Annotated in this window: 16 protein-coding genes and 1 other RNA gene; all 17 read right to left on the bottom strand. The window is 59.8% G+C overall.

All coding sequences use genetic code 11. The features are described 5' to 3' along the window. Positions 1 to 30: 30 nt before the first annotated feature. Positions 31 to 954 (bottom strand): UDP-3-O-acyl-N-acetylglucosamine deacetylase, encoded by a 924-nt coding sequence (gene lpxC / locus G5182_RS14175; protein ID WP_005336146.1) that lies wholly within the window; start codon positions 952 to 954, stop codon positions 31 to 33. 99 nt (positions 955 to 1,053) lie between these two features. After that, positions 1,054 to 2,205 carry a cell division protein FtsZ gene (ftsZ, locus tag G5182_RS14170; RefSeq protein ID WP_005336147.1) on the bottom strand — a complete coding sequence of 384 codons (1,152 nt, stop codon included), beginning with the start codon at positions 2,203 to 2,205 and terminating at the stop codon, positions 1,054 to 1,056. A 39-nt stretch (positions 2,206 to 2,244) separates the two neighbouring features. Continuing rightward, complete coding sequence (gene ftsA, locus G5182_RS14165; RefSeq protein ID WP_005336148.1) at positions 2,245 to 3,504, bottom strand: cell division protein FtsA; 1,260 nt, start codon at positions 3,502 to 3,504, stop codon at positions 2,245 to 2,247. Beyond that, positions 3,485 to 4,237 carry a cell division protein FtsQ/DivIB gene (locus tag G5182_RS14160; RefSeq protein WP_421172507.1) on the bottom strand — a complete coding sequence of 251 codons (753 nt, stop codon included), beginning with the start codon at positions 4,235 to 4,237 and terminating at the stop codon, positions 3,485 to 3,487. Before G5182_RS14160 ends, ftsA begins: the two co-directional genes overlap by 20 nt. 97 nt (positions 4,238 to 4,334) lie before the next feature. Next, the gene (gene murC, locus G5182_RS14155) at positions 4,335 to 5,789 is read right to left on the bottom strand and encodes a UDP-N-acetylmuramate--L-alanine ligase (RefSeq protein WP_005336150.1); all 1,455 of its coding nucleotides are present in this window, start codon (positions 5,787 to 5,789) and stop codon (positions 4,335 to 4,337) included. 111 nt (positions 5,790 to 5,900) lie between these two features. After that, positions 5,901 to 6,983, bottom strand: coding sequence for an undecaprenyldiphospho-muramoylpentapeptide beta-N-acetylglucosaminyltransferase (gene murG / locus G5182_RS14150; RefSeq protein ID WP_421172508.1), 1,083 nt, complete (start codon positions 6,981 to 6,983; stop codon positions 5,901 to 5,903). Beyond that, complete coding sequence (gene ftsW / locus G5182_RS14145) at positions 6,983 to 8,164, bottom strand: cell division protein FtsW (protein WP_421172509.1); 1,182 nt, start codon at positions 8,162 to 8,164, stop codon at positions 6,983 to 6,985. Before ftsW ends, murG begins: the two co-directional genes overlap by 1 nt. After that, positions 8,161 to 9,444: a UDP-N-acetylmuramoyl-L-alanine--D-glutamate ligase gene (murD, locus tag G5182_RS14140; protein ID WP_421172510.1), complete on the bottom strand. Its 1,284-nt coding sequence runs from the start codon at positions 9,442 to 9,444 to the stop codon at positions 8,161 to 8,163. The genes ftsW and murD overlap by 4 nt, the downstream gene beginning before the upstream one ends. A 4-nt stretch (positions 9,445 to 9,448) precedes the next feature. Beyond that, positions 9,449 to 10,531, bottom strand: a complete 1,083-nt coding sequence (gene mraY / locus G5182_RS14135) for a phospho-N-acetylmuramoyl-pentapeptide-transferase (RefSeq protein WP_005341701.1) — start codon at positions 10,529 to 10,531, stop codon at positions 9,449 to 9,451. After that, positions 10,525 to 11,880, bottom strand: a complete 1,356-nt coding sequence (locus tag G5182_RS14130; protein WP_421172511.1) for a UDP-N-acetylmuramoyl-tripeptide--D-alanyl-D-alanine ligase — start codon at positions 11,878 to 11,880, stop codon at positions 10,525 to 10,527. Before G5182_RS14130 ends, mraY begins: the two co-directional genes overlap by 7 nt. Beyond that, the gene (gene murE, locus G5182_RS14125) at positions 11,877 to 13,409 is read right to left on the bottom strand and encodes a UDP-N-acetylmuramoyl-L-alanyl-D-glutamate--2,6-diaminopimelate ligase (RefSeq protein ID WP_421231507.1); all 1,533 of its coding nucleotides are present in this window, start codon (positions 13,407 to 13,409) and stop codon (positions 11,877 to 11,879) included. Before murE ends, G5182_RS14130 begins: the two co-directional genes overlap by 4 nt. Next, positions 13,342 to 15,096: a penicillin-binding transpeptidase domain-containing protein gene (locus G5182_RS14120; RefSeq protein WP_216952212.1), complete on the bottom strand. Its 1,755-nt coding sequence runs from the start codon at positions 15,094 to 15,096 to the stop codon at positions 13,342 to 13,344. The genes murE and G5182_RS14120 overlap by 68 nt, the downstream gene beginning before the upstream one ends. Beyond that, the gene (gene ftsL / locus G5182_RS14115) at positions 15,093 to 15,407 is read right to left on the bottom strand and encodes a cell division protein FtsL (RefSeq protein ID WP_216952213.1); all 315 of its coding nucleotides are present in this window, start codon (positions 15,405 to 15,407) and stop codon (positions 15,093 to 15,095) included. Before ftsL ends, G5182_RS14120 begins: the two co-directional genes overlap by 4 nt. A gap of 3 nt (positions 15,408 to 15,410) precedes the next feature. Beyond that, positions 15,411 to 16,349: a 16S rRNA (cytosine(1402)-N(4))-methyltransferase RsmH gene (gene rsmH / locus G5182_RS14110; protein ID WP_421172513.1), complete on the bottom strand. Its 939-nt coding sequence runs from the start codon at positions 16,347 to 16,349 to the stop codon at positions 15,411 to 15,413. After that, on the bottom strand, positions 16,350 to 16,808 hold the full coding sequence (gene mraZ / locus G5182_RS14105; RefSeq protein ID WP_013723406.1) for a division/cell wall cluster transcriptional repressor MraZ: 459 nt from the start codon (positions 16,806 to 16,808) through the stop codon (positions 16,350 to 16,352). It lies immediately after the preceding gene. Positions 16,809 to 17,250: 442 nt separating this feature from the next. Next, positions 17,251 to 17,637: RNase P RNA component class A (gene rnpB / locus G5182_RS14100), an RNA gene on the bottom strand. Between the two features lie 155 nt (positions 17,638 to 17,792). Then, positions 17,793 to 18,626 (bottom strand): 16S rRNA (cytidine(1402)-2'-O)-methyltransferase, encoded by an 834-nt coding sequence (rsmI, locus tag G5182_RS14095; RefSeq protein ID WP_047438714.1) that lies wholly within the window; start codon positions 18,624 to 18,626, stop codon positions 17,793 to 17,795. Between the last annotated feature and the right edge of the window lie 72 nt (positions 18,627 to 18,698).

Raw genomic sequence — 18,698 nt, 5'->3', positions numbered from 1 at the left:
AGAGAGGACCGACGTTCCGTTGCACAGCTATCAGGCCAGAACCAGACCGTTATCGTAGTAAGCGATAGGCGCTTTGTCGCCCTCACCCTCGAAGGTCACCAGTTCCCAAGCCTCCTGCTCGGCCAGCAAGGCACGCAGCAGCTTGTTGTTCAGGGCATGTCCGGTCTTGTAGGCACGGAACTCACCGATGATGCTGCGGTTACACATGTAGAGGTCACCGATCGCGTCCAGCATCTTGTGCTTGACGAACTCGTCCTCATAACGCAAACCGTCTTCGTTCAGCACCCGATAGTCGTCCAGTACCACGGCGTTTTCCAAGCTTCCGCCCAGCGCCAGGTTCTGGGAACGCAGGTACTCGATATCACGCATGAACCCGAAGGTACGGGCACGGCTGATCTCTTTCACGAAGGAGGCACCGGAGAAGTCCAGTACGCAACGCTGATTGCGCCCTTCAAAAACCGGATGCTGGAAATCGATCTCGAGATCCATCTTGAAGCCGTTGCGATAGGGGTGGAATTCCGCCCACTTGTCGCCGTCTTCAACCCGGATGCTCTTCTTGATCCGCACAAACTGCTTGGCAGCATTCTGCTCACGGATCCCGACTTCCTGCAGCAGGTAGATAAAGGGATGCGCACTACCATCCATTACCGGGATCTCGGGCGCGTCAACCTCGACATAGAGGTTGTCGATCCCCATCCCGGCCAGCGCGGCGGAGAGGTGCTCAATGGTAGAGACACGGACACCGGCTTCGTTGACCAGAGCGGTACAGAGCACGGTATCGCGCACCTGATCGGCATTGGCTGGCAGCTCCACCACAGGATTCAGGTCGGTACGCAAGTAAACGATTCCTGTGTTCACAGGCGCCGGACGGAACGTCATGGTGACTTTCCGGCCCGAATGCAGGCCGACACCAGTCGCCTGTACACTCGTTTTCAAGGTTCTTTGTCTAATCATGGGTGTACCCTAAACAGCTTAAAATCCGGACCAGATGGTCGTTGGCAGGCCATCTTAGCACATTCCTTGAACAACAAACAAACAAGAGCCATAAGAGGCTTAGTCTGCCTGCTTGCGCAGGAACGCCGGAATATCCAGGTAATCCGGTTCACGACGGGCTTGCGGTTCGGCGTTGACCACCTTGGCCGGGGCTTCGTCCATCACGCGGCCTTGCATCATGTCGCTAACCAGCGGCTGACGCACCGGACGCTCTTGCACCTGGCTGCTCTTAACCAGAGTGATGTCCGGCTTGCGCTCGGCACCGATACCGGTAGCAACCACGGTCACACGCAGCTCGTCGTGCATTTCCGGATCGATTACGGTACCCACAACTACAGTGGCGTTCTCGGAAGCGAAGGCCTTGACCGCGTTACCCACGGTTTCGAACTCTTCGATGGTCATGTCCATACCGGCGGTGATGTTGACCAGGATGCCACGGGCACCGGCCAGATCCACGTCTTCCAGCAGCGGGCTGGAGATGGCTTTCTCGGCCGCTTCTTCGGCACGGTCATCACCGGAGGCGGAACCGGTACCCATCATGGCGGTACCCATTTCGCGCATTACGGTACGCACGTCCGCGAAGTCGACGTTGATCAAGCCCGGACGGGTGATCAGCTCGGCAATGCCCTGTACCGCACCAAGCAGTACATCGTTGGCAGCCTTGAAGGCGTCCAGCAGGGAGATACCGCGACCCAGCACCTTCAGCAACTTGTCGTTGGGGATGGTGATCAGGGAGTCAACATTTTTGGAGAGCTCTTCGATACCGTGCGCAGCGAAGCCCATCCGCTTCTTCCCTTCAAAGGAGAACGGCTTGGTCACCACAGCAACGGTCAGGATGCCCATCTCGCGGGCCACTTCGGCCACGATCGGCGCAGCACCGGTACCGGTACCACCACCCATACCGGCGGCGATGAACACCATGTCGGAACCGGTCAGCAGCTCACGCAGTGCTTCGCGATCTTCCATGGCCGCATCACGACCCACTTCCGGATTGGCTCCGGCACCCAGACCCTTGGTGATGCCACCGCCGATCTGCAGGGTAGTGTTGGCGCTGGAGTTACGCAGTGCCTGGGCATCGGTGTTGACGGTAATAAACTCAACACCCTCAATATTTTGACGAACCATGTGCTCGACAGCGTTACCGCCGCCGCCACCTACACCGATCACTTTAATGACGGCTTCGTCAGTGTGGCTATCCATAAATTCAAACATGTTGTCTCTCCGCTTTATTTGCCTGACTCAGCAAAATTCTTAGAACTCGCCACGCAGCCAGTTGCTAACCCGTTTGACCAGGCCACCGACGCTTGCCTTGGCGGCATATTCTTTGTTGCTACCTGTGGCTTGATGGGTGCGGCCGTACTGCAGCAACCCGACCGCAGTCGAGTACACCGGTGCCTGCACGTAATCACTCAAACCACGTATGTTCATGGGCTCTCCCACCCGGACCTGGCTCTGGAAGATCTGCTCTGCACACTCCACAATGCCTTCAATCTGGGCAGCGCCGCCGGTCAAGACCACACCGGCTGCCAGCTGATGCTTGACCCCCTGCGCTTTCAACTCGCTTTGTACCCGCACCAGCTCATCATTCACCATGGAGAGCAACTCGGTGTAACGGGGCTCAATCACTTCAGCCAGTGTCTGCCGTTGCAGGCTGCGCGCCGGGCGACCGCCGACACTGGGTACTTCAATATTGTCTTCCTTGCTGACCAGACGACCGAGGGCGCAACCGTAGCGCACCTTGATCGCTTCCGCGTCGAGCGGCGGCGTGCCGAAGGCATAGGCGATGTCGCTGGTCACAGTGCTGCCAGCGTACGGGATCACCTTGGTGTGGCGCAGGGCACCGCCGGTAAACAGCGACATGTCCATGGTGCCGCCACCGATGTCCACCACGCAGACACCCAGCTCTTTCTCGTCTTCGGTCAACACGGCATAGCTGGAGGCCAGCGCGGAGAAGATCAGTTGATCCACGCGCAAACCGACCTTCTCCACACACTTCTCAATGTTGCGAGCCATGTCGTTGTGGCAGGTGATCAGGTGAACCTTGGCCGCCATCCGCACACCGGAGAGGCCGACCGGATTCTTGATCCCTTCCTGATAATCGATCGCAAACTCCTGAGGCAGGACATGCAGCACGCGCAGCTCGTCGGAGAGGCGAACTGACTTGGCGGTGTGGATCACGTTGTCCACATCCTCCTGCGTCACCTCTTCATCAGAGATGGGCACCATACCGGTCTCGTTGCGGCAGTCGATATGCTTGCCGGACAACCCCAGATAGACCGAGCTGATCTGGCAATCTGCCATCATCTCGGCCTCTTCCACCGCGCGGCGCAGTGACTTGACCACGGAGTCGAGGTCATTGACCCCGCCCTTCTCCATTCCGCGAGAAGCGTGACTGCCCATACCGATGACGTTCAGTTCACCGTCCGGCAATACTTCCCCGACCAGAACCGCCACCTTGGTTGTGCCGATATCCAGTCCGACAATCAAATTCCTATCTGCGGTGTTGGTCATGCACTTTCTCTTCGCTCTTCTTCCAGCCAACTGCCATTCCGGTGTCGTATCGAAGATCCACGTAGGCGACTTGCGCACGGGGTTCGATAACCGGGAAGGCATCGATAAACCGCTGCAACCGGAGCGCAATGTCATTGCGTCCCAGGAACAGCTTGATATTGCCATCCAGGGTCAGTTCCCAGGCATGGCGGGGGGTCAGATTCACCCCCAGCAACTTGTATCCCTTGGCAGCCAGTTGCGACTCGTACTGCCGACTCTCTTTCAACACCCGGGCGGCCTGATCATCCGGCCCCGACAACTGCATCAGCGGCGTCTTGACCCGATCCGGGGCGCTGAACACCTTGCCCTTGGTGTTGACGAAGCGGTTGCCGTTCCAGCGCGCCGCTACGTCCTGTTCCGTCAGGTAGACCTTGATCTTGTTCGGCCACTTCTTGCGTACCGATACCGAGGCCACCCATGGCAAGGCATTGAGCCTTGCCTGCAATTCATTGACGTCCAATTCGAAGAAGTTGCGCAGCTCGGCGCCATCCAGCACGGCCATCCGCAGCTCTTCAGTTTGCAAATACTGGTGTTGCCCCTGCAGCAACAGCTCGCTCATGGGCAACCGGTTGGCATCTGTCAGCCAACCTTTAACATCCAGCGCCGTCCGGTAGCAGCCCCATATCACCAGCAGGAAAAACGCTACCCCTGCGATGAAGCCACCCTTGGTGCGCCCCTGTGCCCTTGCCTCCACCCGATCGATCCCCGTGTAACGCGCTAAACCGGCCTTTGACAGACCGGTTCGCCATTATATAGGCCCCGGCTTGGCGGTCAAAATACTCATTGGGCCCTCAGGCGCCAGATTTCATGCTATCTATGCTCAATTTCATCTCTCCGAGACGACGGGCCAGTGCCCCGACGTTCCCGGCGCCTTGAGTCAGCACCAAATCCCCCTCGCCGATCAGGTCGGCCAGCACGGCTGGCACGTCATCCGGTGTAGCGACGAAGATGGGTTCCAGGTTGCCACGCGAGCGAATGGAGCGGCACAGTGCCCGTCCATCAGCGCCCGGGATCGGCTCCTCACCGGCAGCATAAACCTCCAGCATCACCAGCACGTCAACCTTGGAGAGCACATCGGCGAAGTCCTCGTAGAGGTCGCGGGTGCGGGTATAACGGTGGGGCTGGAACACCATCACCAGACGCTTCTCGGGCCAACCGGCACGGGCGGCATTGATGGTGACCTTCACTTCGCTCGGGTGGTGTCCGTAATCGTCCACCAGCATCGCCTTGCCGCGACCGGTTTCAAACTCGCCATACTGCTGGAAGCGACGACCGACCCCTTCAAATTTGGCCAGTGCAGAGATGATGGCCTCGTCGCTAACACCGTCCTCTGTCGCGACAGCTATCGCCGCTGCAGCGTTCAATGCGTTGTGAATACCCGGCAAATTGAGGGTCACCTGCAGCTCGCCCGCCTCTTTGCGGCGAACACGGAAGCAGCTGTGGTTGGTGGTCTGGACAAAATCCAGCACCTGCACATCGGCATCGTCGGAGAGGCCATAGGTCAGGGTCGGACGGGCAATCTCGGGCAACATGCCACGGATCACCGGATCATCGATGCAGACCACCGCCAGTCCGTAGAAGGGCAGATTGTGCAGAAACTCGATGAAGGTGGCCTTCAGCTTGGAGAAGTCACCGCCGTAGGTGTCCATGTGATCCGCTTCGATGTTGGTCACGATAGAGACCATCGGCTGCAGATGCAGGAAAGAGGCGTCGCTCTCGTCCGCCTCGGCAATCAGGTAGCGGCTGCTGCCCAGGCGGGCATTGGTGCCAGCACTGTTGAGCAGGCCACCGATGACGAAGGTCGGGTCGCGGTCGGCTTCGGCATAGATACTCGCCACCAGACTGGTGGTGGTGGTCTTGCCGTGGGTACCGGCGATGGCGATACCGTGGCGGAAACGCATCAGCTCGGCCAGCATCTCGGCGCGACGAACCACCGGAATACGTAGCTCGCGGGCGGCCAGCAGCTCCGGGTTGTCCTGCTTGATGGCGGTAGAGACCACCACCACGCTGGCACCCTCAACGTGTTCGGCACTGTGACCGACGAAGATGTGAGCGCCCAGTCCGGCCAACCGTTCAGTCACAGCATTGCGAGCCAGATCCGAACCCGTTACCTGATACCCTTCGTTGGCAAGCACTTCGGCGATCCCGCCCATACCGGCACCACCGATGCCGATAAAGTGGATGCGACGCACGCGGCGCATTTCGGGGATCACAGTACGCAGTTTTGCCAGTTCAACCTTGGTCATAATCGTCTCTTTAGTCTGCCGCAGGCCATGTACCGTCAAAGCTCGGCTGCACAGCGGCATCAATACATACAGGTACAAGGTTGCACGGTGTCACCACTGCAACCTTGCTCATTAATCTTTACCACGCTGCCCGGTTGCGAGCTGTTTGCACTCATCTGCAACCCGCTCGGCCGCATCGGTGATAGCGACGCGGCGAGCCGCTTTCGCCATGTTAAACAGGGTCTCCCGGCGACCAGCCAACCAGGTCAGGCGCGCCGCCAGCGATGCGGTATTCAGCTCGGACTGGGGCAGAAACTCGGCTGCACCGCCGTCGACCAGGGTCAAGGCGTTACGGGTCTGGTGATCATCCACCGCATGGGGCAATGGCACGAAAATGGCGGCCACACCGGCGGCAGCCACTTCGGAAACGGTCAGGGCACCGGCACGGCAGACCACCAGGTCGGCCCAGGCGTAGGCGCTGGCCATATCCTTGATAAATTCACTCACCTCGGCATTGATGCCGTGCTGGGCATAGGCAGCAGACACCGTCTCGGCATTGCCCTTGCCACACTGGTGACGCACCTCGATAGGCACACCAGCCGCCGCCACCGCAGCGGGTACCTGCTGGTTGAGCACCCGGGCACCCAGGCTGCCACCGACGATCAGCAGATGCAGCGGCTCGGCTTCGCTGCGAAGCTGCGGATCCGGCAGGGCGACCACTTCGGGACGCACCGGATTGCCTACCACGGCGGTACGGCGGCTCGGCGCGAAGGCGCCCGGAAATGCCATCAACACCCGCCTGGCGATACGGGCCAGCAGCTTGTTGGTCATGCCGGCAGCGGCATTCTGCTCATGGAGCAGCAGCGGGATGCCGGAGAACCAGGCAGCCACGCCACCCGGGCCGGAAGCAAAACCGCCCATGCCGAGCACCACATCAGGACGAACGGTCTTGAGTACCTGACGCGCCTGCAGGATCGATTTGACGATGCGATAGGGCGCCACCAGCAGTCGCTTGATGCCGTTGCCACGCACCCCCTGAATATCGATGAAGGAGATGGGATAACCGTGGGCTGGCACCAGTTCCGCCTCCATCCGGTCGGCAGTGCCGAGCCAGTGGACAGTCCAGCCCTGGGCCTTCAGGCGATCGGCCACGGCCAGACCGGGAAAGACATGCCCCCCGGTACCACCTGCCATCACCAACAGAGTCTTGCTCACTAAACCTCCCGCACGCGCGCCTGGGCAGTCGCCTGACGCAACTCAAAATCGATTCGAATCAACATGCTCACCGCCACTGTCATGATGATGAGACTCGAGCCACCGTAACTGACCAGCGGCAGGGTCAACCCCTTGGTCGGCATCATGCCGCTGGCTGCGCCAACGTTGACGAAAGTCTGGAAACTGAACCAGATGCCGATACCGATAGCCAGATAGCCATCATAGAGGCGGTCGGCTTGCAGGGCGCGATGCCCCAGCTTCAACGCCTTGATCGCCAACGCAAAGATGAGACACAGGGCGCCCAGTACCCCGACGTAACCCAGCTCTTCGCCGAGGATCGCAAACACGAAGTCGGTATGCGCTTCCGGCAGGTACTCCATCTTCTGGATGGAGTTGCCGAGCCCTTCGCCAAACCAGCTGCCACGGCCAAACGCCATCAGCGACTGGGTCAACTGGTAGCCACTGCCAAACGGATCGGCCCAGGGATCCATAAAAGAGGTCACCCGACGCATCCGGTATGGCTCGACGATGATCAGCATGATCACCCCACCAAGACCGCCACCGATAAGGATCATGAACTGCCACAGTTTGGCGCCAGCCAGAAACAGCATGCCGAACGAGGTGACGAACATCACCACGGTCGACCCCAGATCCGGTTGCAGCAGCAACAGGATCGCCAACACCCCGAATACTGCCAAGGGCTTCAGGAAGCCAAGCCAGGCTTCACGCACCTCGTTCTGACGCCGCACCAGATAACCGGCTAGATAGACGAATAGGGCCAGCTTGCCAAACTCGGCCGGCTGCAGGTTGAAGGGGCCCAGTGGCAGCCAGCGCACCGCACCGTTGACATTGCGCCCGACCACCAGCACCAGTACCAGCAGCAGAATGGCCAGCAACAGCATGGGTCCGTTGTACTCCTGCCAGCGCGCCATCGGCACCTGCAACACAAACCAGGAGATACCGAGCGCCATCACCAGAAACATGGCGTGACGCTTCACAAACATGAAGGGATCATCCCCCAGGGAGATCCCCTCCGGGATCGAGGCTGATGCCACGATCACCACCCCGACCGCCATCAGGGAGAGCGCCAGCAACACCAACTGCCGGTCATAGAGGCCGGCAGGGCGCGCCGGCAATAGCCAGCGCTGGAACAGACCTGCGGCTGCGCGAAGGACATTCATAGCGCCATCACCATCTCGGTAAAGCGATCGCCACGCACCTCGAACGACTTGAACTGATCGAGGCTGGCACAGGCTGGCGCCAGCAGCACCCAGTCACCGGGCTTGGCATCGGCAGCCGCCTTGGCAACCGCAGTGGCCAGGTCGGCCACCCGTTCGGTCTGCTCGCCCAGCGCCAGCAGCACCTCGGCATCCTGACCGAAGCAGTACATGTGATCGATCTGGTTGCCCAGCAGCGCCTGGATCGGGCCAAAATCCTGCCCCTTGCCCTGACCACCGGCCAGCAGCAACAGGCGCCCCTTGACCGACTCGCGCACACCGGCAACGGCAGCTAGCGTAGCTCCCACGTTGGTGGCTTTGGAGTCGTTGATCCAGCGCACCCCGTTCACTTCGCGCACGAAACGGGCACGGTGGGGCAAGCCTTCAAAGCGGCGCAGCACGGTGAGCTGGGCAGCGCGGGGAATGCCGACCGCATCGCACAGCGCCATGGCGGCCAGCGCGTTGGCCTGATTGTGGGCACCGACGATCTTCATCTCGTCCACCGCCAGCAGCGGCTCGCCGTGCAGGGTCAACCAGTAGCGGCCATCCAGCAGGCAGCGGCCATAGCCATTGCAGTCAAGACCGAAGCTCTGCCACACCTGACCCACATCGGGCAAAGTCTGGGGATCGTCGCGATTGACCAGAATGTGTTTGGAGTGCTGATGGATCTCCATCTTGGCGGCGCGGTAGTCGGCCATACCCTGATAGCGATCCATGTGATCTTCAGAGAGGTTCAGCACCACAGAGGCAGCAGCACGCAAACTGTGAGTGGTCTCCAGCTGGAAGCTGGAGAGCTCCAGTACGCAGAGATCCATCGGCTGCTTGAGCAGCTCCAGCGCAGGCGTACCGATATTGCCGCCCACGCCCACCTTGAGCCCGGCTTCGGCAATCATCTCACCCACCAGGGTCGTGACAGTGCTCTTGCCATTGGAACCTGTGATGGCGATGACCGGTGTCTCGGTCTCGCGAACGAACAACTCGATATCGCCGACGATCTGCACACCACATTCGGCAGCCGCTTTCAATTCAGGGGTAGCCAGGGCAATGCCCGGGCTCGCGACGATCATATGCGCCTGTTTGAGTCGCTCACCATCCAGCCCGTAAATGAGTTCCACCTCGGCAGGTAGTTGATCCTTGCCGGGCGGGTTGGCGCGAGTGTCCATCACCAGTGGGGTGACACCACGGCCGAGGAAGTAGTCGACGCAGGAGAGTCCGGTTTTGCCGAGTCCGATAACGATGACCATGGCCTTACCTCACCTTCAGGGTGGCAAGACCCAGCAGCACCAGCACGAGGGTGATGATCCAGAAACGCACGATAACGCGCGGCTCCGGCCAGCCCTTCTTCTCGTAGTGGTGATGGATCGGCGCCATGCGGAAGATCCGCACGCCGCGCAGCTTGTAAGACCCCACCTGCAGGATCACCGAGACAGTCTCCATCACGAAGACACCGCCCATGATCACCAGCAGGAACTCCTGGCGTACCAGCACGGCGATGGTGCCGAGCGCGCCGCCCAATGCCAGGGAACCGACGTCCCCCATGAAGACCTGTGCCGGATAGGTGTTGAACCAGAGAAAGCCCAGACCTGCCCCGACGATGGCAGTACAGACGATCACTAGCTCGGAGGTATAGGGAACATAGGGAATATGCAGGTAACTGGCGAAGTTGACGTTGCCGGTTGCCCAGGCGATAAACGCAAAGCCGCCCGCCACCATCACGGTCGGCATGATGGCCAAGCCATCCAGACCATCGGTCAGGTTGACCGCGTTGGAGGTACCAACAATGACGAAATAGGTGAGCAGGATAAACATCAGGCCAAGTTGCGGCATCACATCCTTGAGGAAGGGCACCACCAGCTGGGTCTGACCATCATGGGTGGCCGTGGCGTAGAGGAATACAGCCACTCCCAGCGCAACGGCGGATTGCCAGAAGTACTTCCAGCGGGCGATCAGGCCGTCGGTATTCTTGCGCACCACCTTAAGGTAGTCGTCGGCAAAGCCGATGGCGCCATAGGCACCCAGCACAAACAGCACCAGCCAGACATAGGGGTTGTCGAGGCGGCACCAGAGCAGCACAGACGTGAAAATCGCAGCAATGATCATCAGACCACCCATGGTCGGAGTGCCCCGCTTGCTGAGGTGGGACTCGGGACCATCGTTGCGGATCACCTGACCGAACTTCAGGATCTGCAGGCGACGAATGAGGCGCGGCCCCATCCAGAGCGCAACTCCCAGACCGGTAATGATCGACAGGATGGCGCGAAACGTCAGGTAGGAGAAGACGTTGAAGAAGGTGAAGTGCGGGGTGAGCAGTTCGGCCAGCCAGACTAGCATGTGGCTGACTCCTGATGGCCTTTGACCATCTCGACGATATCTTCCATGCGGGAGCCACGGGCACCCTTGACCAGAATCGAAATTTCCTGATGTGTATTTATCATTTGCGCAAGCACTTCAAACAACGACGCCTTGTTATCGAAATGTCGGCCAGCCGCGGCATCTGCGGTATAGCGACTATGTTCCCCTACTGTCAGCACGGCATCCAGACCGCACTCGCGGGCATGACGGCCAACCCGGGCATGTTGCTCGGCAGACTCCTCACCCAGTTCCCGCATGTCGCCAAACACCAGCACCTTAAAGCCGCTCATGGCGGTCAAGGCATCGATGCCCGCCAGCACGGACTCCACGCTGGCGTTGTAGGTATCATCCACCAGGGTCAGACCGCCCCAGTGCTGAACACAGAAGCGTCCCTTGACCGGAGCCATCTGCTCCAGACCGGCTTTGACCGAGGCCAGAGAAGCACCGAGTGCCAGGGTACCGGCAGCAGCAGCCAGCGCATTGGCCACGTTGTGGCGACCCGGGATCGCCAGAGTCAGGCTCAGCTCACCCTGCGGGGTCACCATCACGAACTCGGCGCAGCCTTGTTCGTTGAGCACAAGGTTGCGCGCGTGGAACGGCTGGCTCTGATCGTCGATGGAGAAGGCGCACTGAATGCCGCGTTCCCGCCACTTCGGCCAGAATTCGTTGTCGGCGTTGACGATGGCCGTGCCGCCCTCGCTCAGCCCCTCAAAAATTTCGCTCTTGGCGTGGAACACACCTTCCAGCGAGCCGAAGCCCTCCAGATGGGCCGCCGCCACGTTGTTGATGATGGCGGCATCGGGTTTGGCCAGCGAGGTAGTCCAGGCGATCTCGCCCGGATGGTTGGCACCCAGCTCCATCACTGCAAACCGGTGTTGCGGCTCGAGGCGCAGCAGGGTGAGCGGCACGCCCACCTCGTTGTTGAAGTTGCCAGCGGTGGCCAGCACTTCCCCTTCGTTGCGCAGGATGGCGGTTGCCATCTCCTTCACCGTGGTCTTGCCGCAGCTGCCGGTGATAGCCAGCACTTTCGGGTTGATGCGCTCGCGTACCAGCTTGCCGAGTCGGCCCAGTCCTTTCAGACTGTCGGTCACCACCAGCTGGGGGATGGCCAGCGGCAGCTCACGCTCGACCAGCAGGGCAGAGGCCCCTGCCTGAACGGCCTGCTCGCAAAAATCGTGGGCATCGAAGCGCTCGCCGCGCAGGGCAACGAACAGGGCACCCGCGCCCAGAGTACGGGTGTCGGTACTGACGACGCTGATCTCGCCATCGTTACCAATCAGACGGGCATCGAGTACCTGAGCCAGCTCGGCAAGCCTGAGGGTCATCATTTGAATGACTCCAATAATGTGTGCAAGGCGGCCGCAACGGTTTCCCGGTCGCTGTAGTGCCGCTTGTCGGTTCCAATGATCTGATAATCCTCGTGACCCTTACCGGCCACCAGGATGATGTCCTGTTTGCTCGCCTGACCGATGGCCAGCGCAATCGCCTTGACCCGGTCGTGCTCCACCTGCACCGCAGCAGGATCGCGAAGACCCGCCACCATGTCGGCCATGATCCGGGCCGGCTCCTCGGTACGGGGATTGTCGTCGGTCAGGATCACGCGATCCGCATACTGCTCGGCCATGGCGGCCATCATGGGGCGCTTGCCGCGATCGCGGTCGCCACCACAACCAACCAGACACCAGAGCTGCCCTGTGCAGTGCACCCGCAGGGCCTGCAATGCCTTCTCCAGAGCGTCCGGGGTGTGGGCGTAATCGACCACCGCCAGCGGCGTATCACCACCGCCAAAGCACTCCATGCGACCGGTTACCGGCTGCAATTTCGGGGCCGTTGCCAGCAGCTCGTGGAAGTCGTAACCGAGCACCAGCATCACGCCCATCGCGGCCAGCACATTGCTGACGTTGAAGCGCCCGAGCAAGGGGGCGGATAATACACCATTCCCCCAGCTGGAGTTAATCTGCGCGCGAAAACCTTGCTGGTGAAAATCGAGCTGCTGCGCCGTTAATTGACGGCCAGAATGGTGTTCAATCGGGCCATTAACGCTAAACGCCACCGCTGCCGGGTATTTTCCGAGCCACTTGGCACCCAACTCGTCATCGCGGTTGATCACCGCATTCGACTCATCGACCAGCTGCAGCAACTGCTCTTTGGCCGCACCATAGGCTTCCATGGTGCCGTGATAATCGAGGTGATCCCGGCTCAGGTTGGTGAAAACGGCAGCGGCAAAAGGCAGTGCGGCAACACGATGCTGCACCAGACCATGGCTGGAGACCTCCATCGCCACCAGATCCGCCTCCTGCGCTTGCAGCGCAGCCAGATTGGCTTGCACCTGCACGGCGCTGCCGGTGGTATTTTCCGCTTCGATCAAATTGCCAAACAGGCCGTTGCCGATGGTCCCCATCACACCCGCCTTGCCACCCAGCAGGGTGCGCCAGTTGGCGACCAGCAGTGCCGTAGTGCTCTTGCCGTTGGTGCCGGTGACCCCGACCAGATCCAATTTTTGGGCTGGCTGATCGTAGAAATAGCCCGCAAGAGCAGAGAGGTGAGCGGGCAGATCCCGCATCCCGATACAGGGAACCGGAGTCGATGGTGGGATAAATTCACCATCCTCCTCAAACACAACAGCGGTCGCTCCCTGAGCCACCGCCTGCTCGATAAACCGTCTGCCATCCACCTGATGACCGCAAATGGCCACGAAGAGCGTGCCGGGCCTGACCCGCCGACTATCCAGCTGGATATCGGTCAGAGTGAGCGCCGGCGCCTGAATACCGAAGGGGCGCAGTAATGCATCAAGTGCGCGGGACAAGAGGAGCCTCCGTACGGGCAAGTTTGGCGGGCACCGCTGTGGGCACCGCATCAGGACGAATATTGAAGAGTTGCAGTACCCCGCCCATGGCCTCTGCAAACGGCGGGGTCGCCACGGCACCGCCATAGTAGGCACTACCTTTTGGCTCGTTAATCACCACCACCATGACGAAACGGGGATTACTGGCAGGGGCAAAACCGGCAAACCAGGCCATGTAATCCTTGCCGTAGCCTCCGGCAACTGCGACCTTGGCGGTACCACTCTTGCCACCGACCCGATAACCCGGAATCTTGGCCTTGGGAATAGCGTTGTCGACTACGTACTCCAGCGCCTGCAGCATGGCGGAGGCGTTGTTGTGATCGATCACCTGCTCACCCTTGGGCGGCGTGGTCACCTTGACGATGGAGATGGGCACTCGCTTGCCCTTGTTGGCCAAGGTGGCGTAGGCGGAAGCCAGTTGCAGCGGGGTAACCCGCAGACCATAACCAAACGAAAGGGTCGCCCGCTCGATATCGGACCAGCGCCGACGCTGAGGCAACATACCACCGCTCTCGCCCATCAGTCCGCTGCCGGTATCCATACCGAAACCGAACATACTGAGGGTGTTGATCATCTCTTGGGCCGGCATCCGCAGGGCAATGCGCGACATGCCGATGTTGGAGGAGTAGCGCAGGATATCGTAAAGGTTGGTCGCCTTGTGAATACTGACGTCCTTGATCTGCTTGGCACCGATAAAGAGCGGACCACCGGGAATGAAATCCTTCCAGCTGGTGACACCCGCCTGCAAGGCACTTAGCAAAATCAGCGGCTTGACTGTGGAGCCCGGCTCGTAGGTATCGGTCACCACCCGGTTGCGTACCCGGAAACTCTGATACTGGCCGCGGTTGTTCGGGTTATAGGAGGGGGTATTGACCATGGCGAGCACTTCGCCGGTCTTGATATCCAGCATCACCATGGAGCCGGACGTTGCCTTGTTCTCGTCGGTTGCTCGCTTGAGCGCCCGATAGGCCAGAGCCTGTACCCGCTGATCGATGCTGAGCTGCAGATCGTTGGCGTTCTTGCCCTCTTTGACGATACCAAGACGCTCGATGACCCTGCCCTGCCGGTCCTTGCGCACCCGCATCTCGCCCGGTGTCGCCGTCAGCCACTCGTTGTAGCTGCGCTCGATCCCCTCGATCCCGTTGCCATCGATGTTGGTTACCCCCACCAGGTGGGCACTGATTTCGCCAGTCGGATAGAAGCGGCGCGACTCGGGACGCAGATAGACACCACCCAGCTTGAGCCCCTTGATGTATTCAGAGACAGCGGGCGTTACCTGACGCTGCAGATAGACGAAGCGCTTGCTGGGGTTGGCGATCCGTTGCTTGAGAGTATTGATATCGATTTTGAGGACTGCTGAGAGCGCCATCCAAGCTCGCTCATTGTGGATAGCGCCGGACTCGTGCACCGTCTTGGGATCGGCCCAGACCGCCTCGACCGGAACGGAAACAGCCAGCTGTTCACCATTGCGATCGGTGATCATGCCGCGCACCGCTTGGGTGGAGGTTGTTCGCAGAGAGCGCATGTCCCCCTCCTGACGCAGACGATCCGGATTGATCACCTGGATCCAGGCCAGACGGAGGATCAGCCCGACAAAGGCGATGCCGATGAATACGACCAGCGTGCGGAAGCGCCACGGATAGATAGATGGCGCTTTAACGTTCGCTTTAGCGGTTTTGGCTGTAGCCTTCCGTTTCATGGCAGAGTAATTACCTTCTCGGTGGTCACCAGAGGGCGACCCATTTGCAACTTGTCCATGGCCAGCGTGGCGACCCGGGAGTGTTCCGCCAGAGTGCCCTGCTCCAGCAAGAGGTGGCGCCATTCGATATTGAGGCGATCCTCTTCCGCCATCAGGTCATTCTGTTTGGCGGTGAGGCCACGGGTCATGTTGGTCACCAGGATCACGGCAAACGCGGTCACCAGTACGGCAACCGACAGAAAAATCTGCAGCTTGTGCCGCCAGAGATCGGCAACGATCTCCTTGGCTAGGTGGACACGTACTTCGCTCATCGCTTACTCCGCCAGCCGCTCGGCGACCCGCAGCACCGAGCTGCGCGAACGGGTGTTTTCAGAGACCTCATGATCAGAAGGCTTGAGCGCCTTGCCGACCGACTTCAATTTGCGACCGCCAGCCAGCTGGGCCTCGGTCAAGGGAATGCCGTAGGGCACTTCAGGCCCCTTCTCGTGCTTGCGAATGAAGTGTTTCACCAGCCGGTCTTCCAGCGAGTGGAAGCTGATCACAGACAGACGGCCATGTGGTGCCAGCACGTCCAATGCACCGTTGAGCGCGGTTTCGATCTCGTCCAGCTCGCTGTTGATATAGATGCGGATGGCCTGGAAACTGCGGGTTGCCGCATGCTTGCCCTTCTCCTTGCTCGGATTGACCCGGGCAATCATCTCAGCCAGCTGACGGGTACGCACGTAAGGCTCGGTCACCCGGTCGTGGACGATGGCGCGGGCGATCTTCTTGGCAAAGCGCTCCTCACCGAAGGTCTTCAGCACCCAGGCGATATCATCCACATCGGCCTTGGCAAGCCACTCGGCGGCGCTCTGGCCGGAAGTGGGGTCCATCCGCATATCGAGCGGACCATCTTTCATAAAACTGAATCCGCGCTCGGCATCATCCAGCTGGGGTGAGGAGACCCCCAGATCCAGCAGAAAGCCATCCACCTTGCCAAGCAAACCACGATCGCTCAGATAGCGAGTGATACCGGAGAAGGGGCCATGGACGATCTCGAAGCGGGGATCCTGGATCTTGGCGGCCTCGGCGATCGCCTGGGGATCGCGGTCGATAGCGATCAACCGACCATTGGGGCCAAGATGCTGCAGGATCAGACGAGAATGACCACCACGGCCAAAAGTACCGTCGACATAGACACCGTCCGGCTTGATGGCCAGACCTTCGACGGCTTCGTGCAGCAGCACTGTGATGTGTTCAGCGGCTTGGGTCATTTATAAAGAGAAATCCTGTAGTCGTGGTGAGCTTGCCCAATCGTCCCCGGGCAGACCCAAGATGTCGTCATTGACCTGTTGCTGCCAGCGGGCTTCATCCCACAGCTCGAATTTGTTGAGCTGGCCCACCAACATGATCTTCTTGTCCAGCCCCGCATGGTTACGCAGTGGCTGGCTGAGCAGCAGACGGCCATTGCCATCCAGCTCGCATTCGGTTGCATGACCCAGCAGCAGCCGCTGCAAACGGCGCTCTTGAGGATTCATGCTGGAGAGGGTCTTTAGCTTGCGCTCGACCTCTTCCCACTCGTTCAGGGGATAAAGCAGCAGACAGGGATGGGCAATATCGATGGTGCAGACCAGCTGGCCGTCGCTTTCGTCGCGCAGCCAGTCACGGAATTTGGTCGGAATCGCCAACCGCCCTTTACTGTCCAGGCTGATGGCATGAGCGCCACGCAACAAATTGCTGTCCCTGAAGGTGAATGAGGAGGCTGATTGCCCCTCTAAAAACCACTTTGATCCACTTTTCCCCACCTTGAAGTTTAAGGACGTGCAGGGGGCTTTTCAAGCAAGGAGATGGGGCAGAGGGAACATATTGACGCAGCATTTGCATACCGCAGATTGAGTGGGTTGATTTTCCACAAGTTATTTGGCTTTAGGCTCTGGTGATTAATTGAAATAAGTGAATGAACTGAGAACACACACAATATGCGGGTGCGAACAATCATCCTGGGTTCTATCACCATCTATCGCTGCCATCGTGCCAAATACGAAACTATTCGATTGATTTAAAACATATAATTTCATTCAAAATGACAAGGCCGAAAATATCCTGCCAACGAAGCCATATTTTCTCATGCATAAAAAAGAGCCCCGCGATAAATCGCGGGGCTCTTCGGAATGAGGTCGGAGTCGGCCTGTAAGCCGGGTTCTGTACCGGGTTGCCCCGGGTAGCAATCATTCCTCTAGGCCAGCAATCGCTCGCTGGCTCAAGCAACCTACCCGCCCCCAACGCGGGCCGCGCCAATAGGGGCCTATTTGGTCTTGCTTCGGGTGGAGTTTACCGTGCCACGAACTGTTGCCAGTCGCGCGGTGCGCTCTTACCGCACCCTTTCACCCTTACCTGATCCCTTGCGGGCCATCGGCGGTCTGCTCTCTGTTGCACTGGTCGTAGGCTCGCGCCCCCCAGGCGTTACCTGGCACCCTGCCCTGTGAAGCCCGGACTTTCCTCCCCTCCGCCCGTCTGTCCCGAGGGACACAACGACGAAGCAGCGATTGCCCAGCCAACTCCGAAGCGCGGATTATACCCTTGCGATACGTACGGGGTAAACCGGCAATTCCCGTTTACAGCCATTTATCGCGCTTGGCCCCCGTTTACAGGCTGACTGATTGTCGATACAGGGGATTGCGCAGGTCAAAAAACAGTCTGATGACCTATTGACCGACTCAATAGTGCTCGAGACCGTATTTATAGAGGGCATTCTTCTTCACGCCGTGGATCTCGGCGGTCAGGGCGGCCGCTTTTTTCAGTGGCAGTTCGGTCACCAGCAGACCCAGAGTACGGATCGCCTCGGCGGGCAGATCCTCTTCTTCTTTGGAGGCGCCAGCCACGACCAGCACGATCTCGCCGCGGCAGCGGTTGTCATCCTCACCAAGCCAGGTCAGCATTTCAGAGGCTGGCAGACCGTGGATCGACTCGAAGGTCTTGGTCAGCTCGCGGCACACCACCACCTGACGCTCACCGAGAATGCGAGCAATCGCTTCCACTGTATCCTGCACACGGCGCGGGGATTCGTAGAACACCAGCGAGCGGGTGTCTTCAATAACGGCTTGCAGGCGATCGTCACGCCCCTTGCTCTTGGCGGGCAGGAAGCCCTCAAAGGCAAAGCGATCGGTGGGCAGACCGGCCGCGCTCAGAGCCGTGATGGCAGCACAGGGACCGGGCAGCGGCACCACCTTGACCCCAGCTTCACGACAGCGGGTGACCAAGTGATAACCGGGGTCGCTGATGAGCGGGGTGCCAGCATCGGAGACCAGCGCAACACTCTTGCCCTCTTTGATCCGGCCGATCAGCACATCGGCTTTCTGCTGCTCGTTGTGATCGTGCAGGGCGAAGGTCGGCACCGAGATTTGGTAGTGGCTGAGCAGGATACCGGTATGACGGGTATCTTCGGCTGCCACCAGATCGACACTGCGTAAAATATCCAATGCACGCTGGGTGATGTCCGCCAGATTGCCGATCGGAGTGGGGACTATATACAGGGTTGGGATGTCACTCATGGGATCTCCGAGTGCCCCGACAATTGTGTCGCCATATTGGCCCGTTTACACTATGGGGAACTTCAACACTGG

The organism is Aeromonas sp. 600948 (assembly GCF_049174875.1).
Taxonomy (GTDB): domain Bacteria; phylum Pseudomonadota; class Gammaproteobacteria; order Enterobacterales; family Aeromonadaceae; genus Aeromonas; species Aeromonas veronii_A.
Note: the sequence above shows the minus strand (reverse complement) of the source record. Positions and strands in the feature narration are given on the sequence as shown.

Excerpts from the sequence above, each read along its gene's own strand:
- lpxC (WP_005336146.1), bottom strand. The coding sequence starts at position 954 with ATGATTAGACAAAGAACCTTGAAAACGAGTGTACAGGCGACTGGTGTC.
- ftsZ (WP_005336147.1), bottom strand. The coding sequence starts at position 2,205 with ATGTTTGAATTTATGGATAGCCACACTGACGAAGCCGTCATTAAAGTG.
- ftsA (WP_005336148.1), bottom strand. The coding sequence starts at position 3,504 with ATGACCAACACCGCAGATAGGAATTTGATTGTCGGACTGGATATCGGC.
- murC (WP_005336150.1), bottom strand. The coding sequence starts at position 5,789 with ATGACCAAGGTTGAACTGGCAAAACTGCGTACTGTGATCCCCGAAATG.
- ftsW (WP_421172509.1), bottom strand. The coding sequence starts at position 8,164 with ATGAATGTCCTTCGCGCAGCCGCAGGTCTGTTCCAGCGCTGGCTATTG.
- murD (WP_421172510.1), bottom strand. The coding sequence starts at position 9,444 with ATGGTCATCGTTATCGGACTCGGCAAAACCGGACTCTCCTGCGTCGAC.
- mraY (WP_005341701.1), bottom strand. The coding sequence starts at position 10,531 with ATGCTAGTCTGGCTGGCCGAACTGCTCACCCCGCACTTCACCTTCTTC.
- G5182_RS14130 (WP_421172511.1), bottom strand. The coding sequence starts at position 11,880 with ATGATGACCCTCAGGCTTGCCGAGCTGGCTCAGGTACTCGATGCCCGT.
- murE (WP_421231507.1), bottom strand. The coding sequence starts at position 13,409 with ATGCGGTGCCCACAGCGGTGCCCGCCAAACTTGCCCGTACGGAGGCTC.
- G5182_RS14120 (WP_216952212.1), bottom strand. The coding sequence starts at position 15,096 with ATGAAACGGAAGGCTACAGCCAAAACCGCTAAAGCGAACGTTAAAGCG.
- ftsL (WP_216952213.1), bottom strand. The coding sequence starts at position 15,407 with ATGAGCGAAGTACGTGTCCACCTAGCCAAGGAGATCGTTGCCGATCTC.
- rsmH (WP_421172513.1), bottom strand. The coding sequence starts at position 16,349 with ATGACCCAAGCCGCTGAACACATCACAGTGCTGCTGCACGAAGCCGTC.
- rsmI (WP_047438714.1), bottom strand. The coding sequence starts at position 18,626 with ATGAGTGACATCCCAACCCTGTATATAGTCCCCACTCCGATCGGCAAT.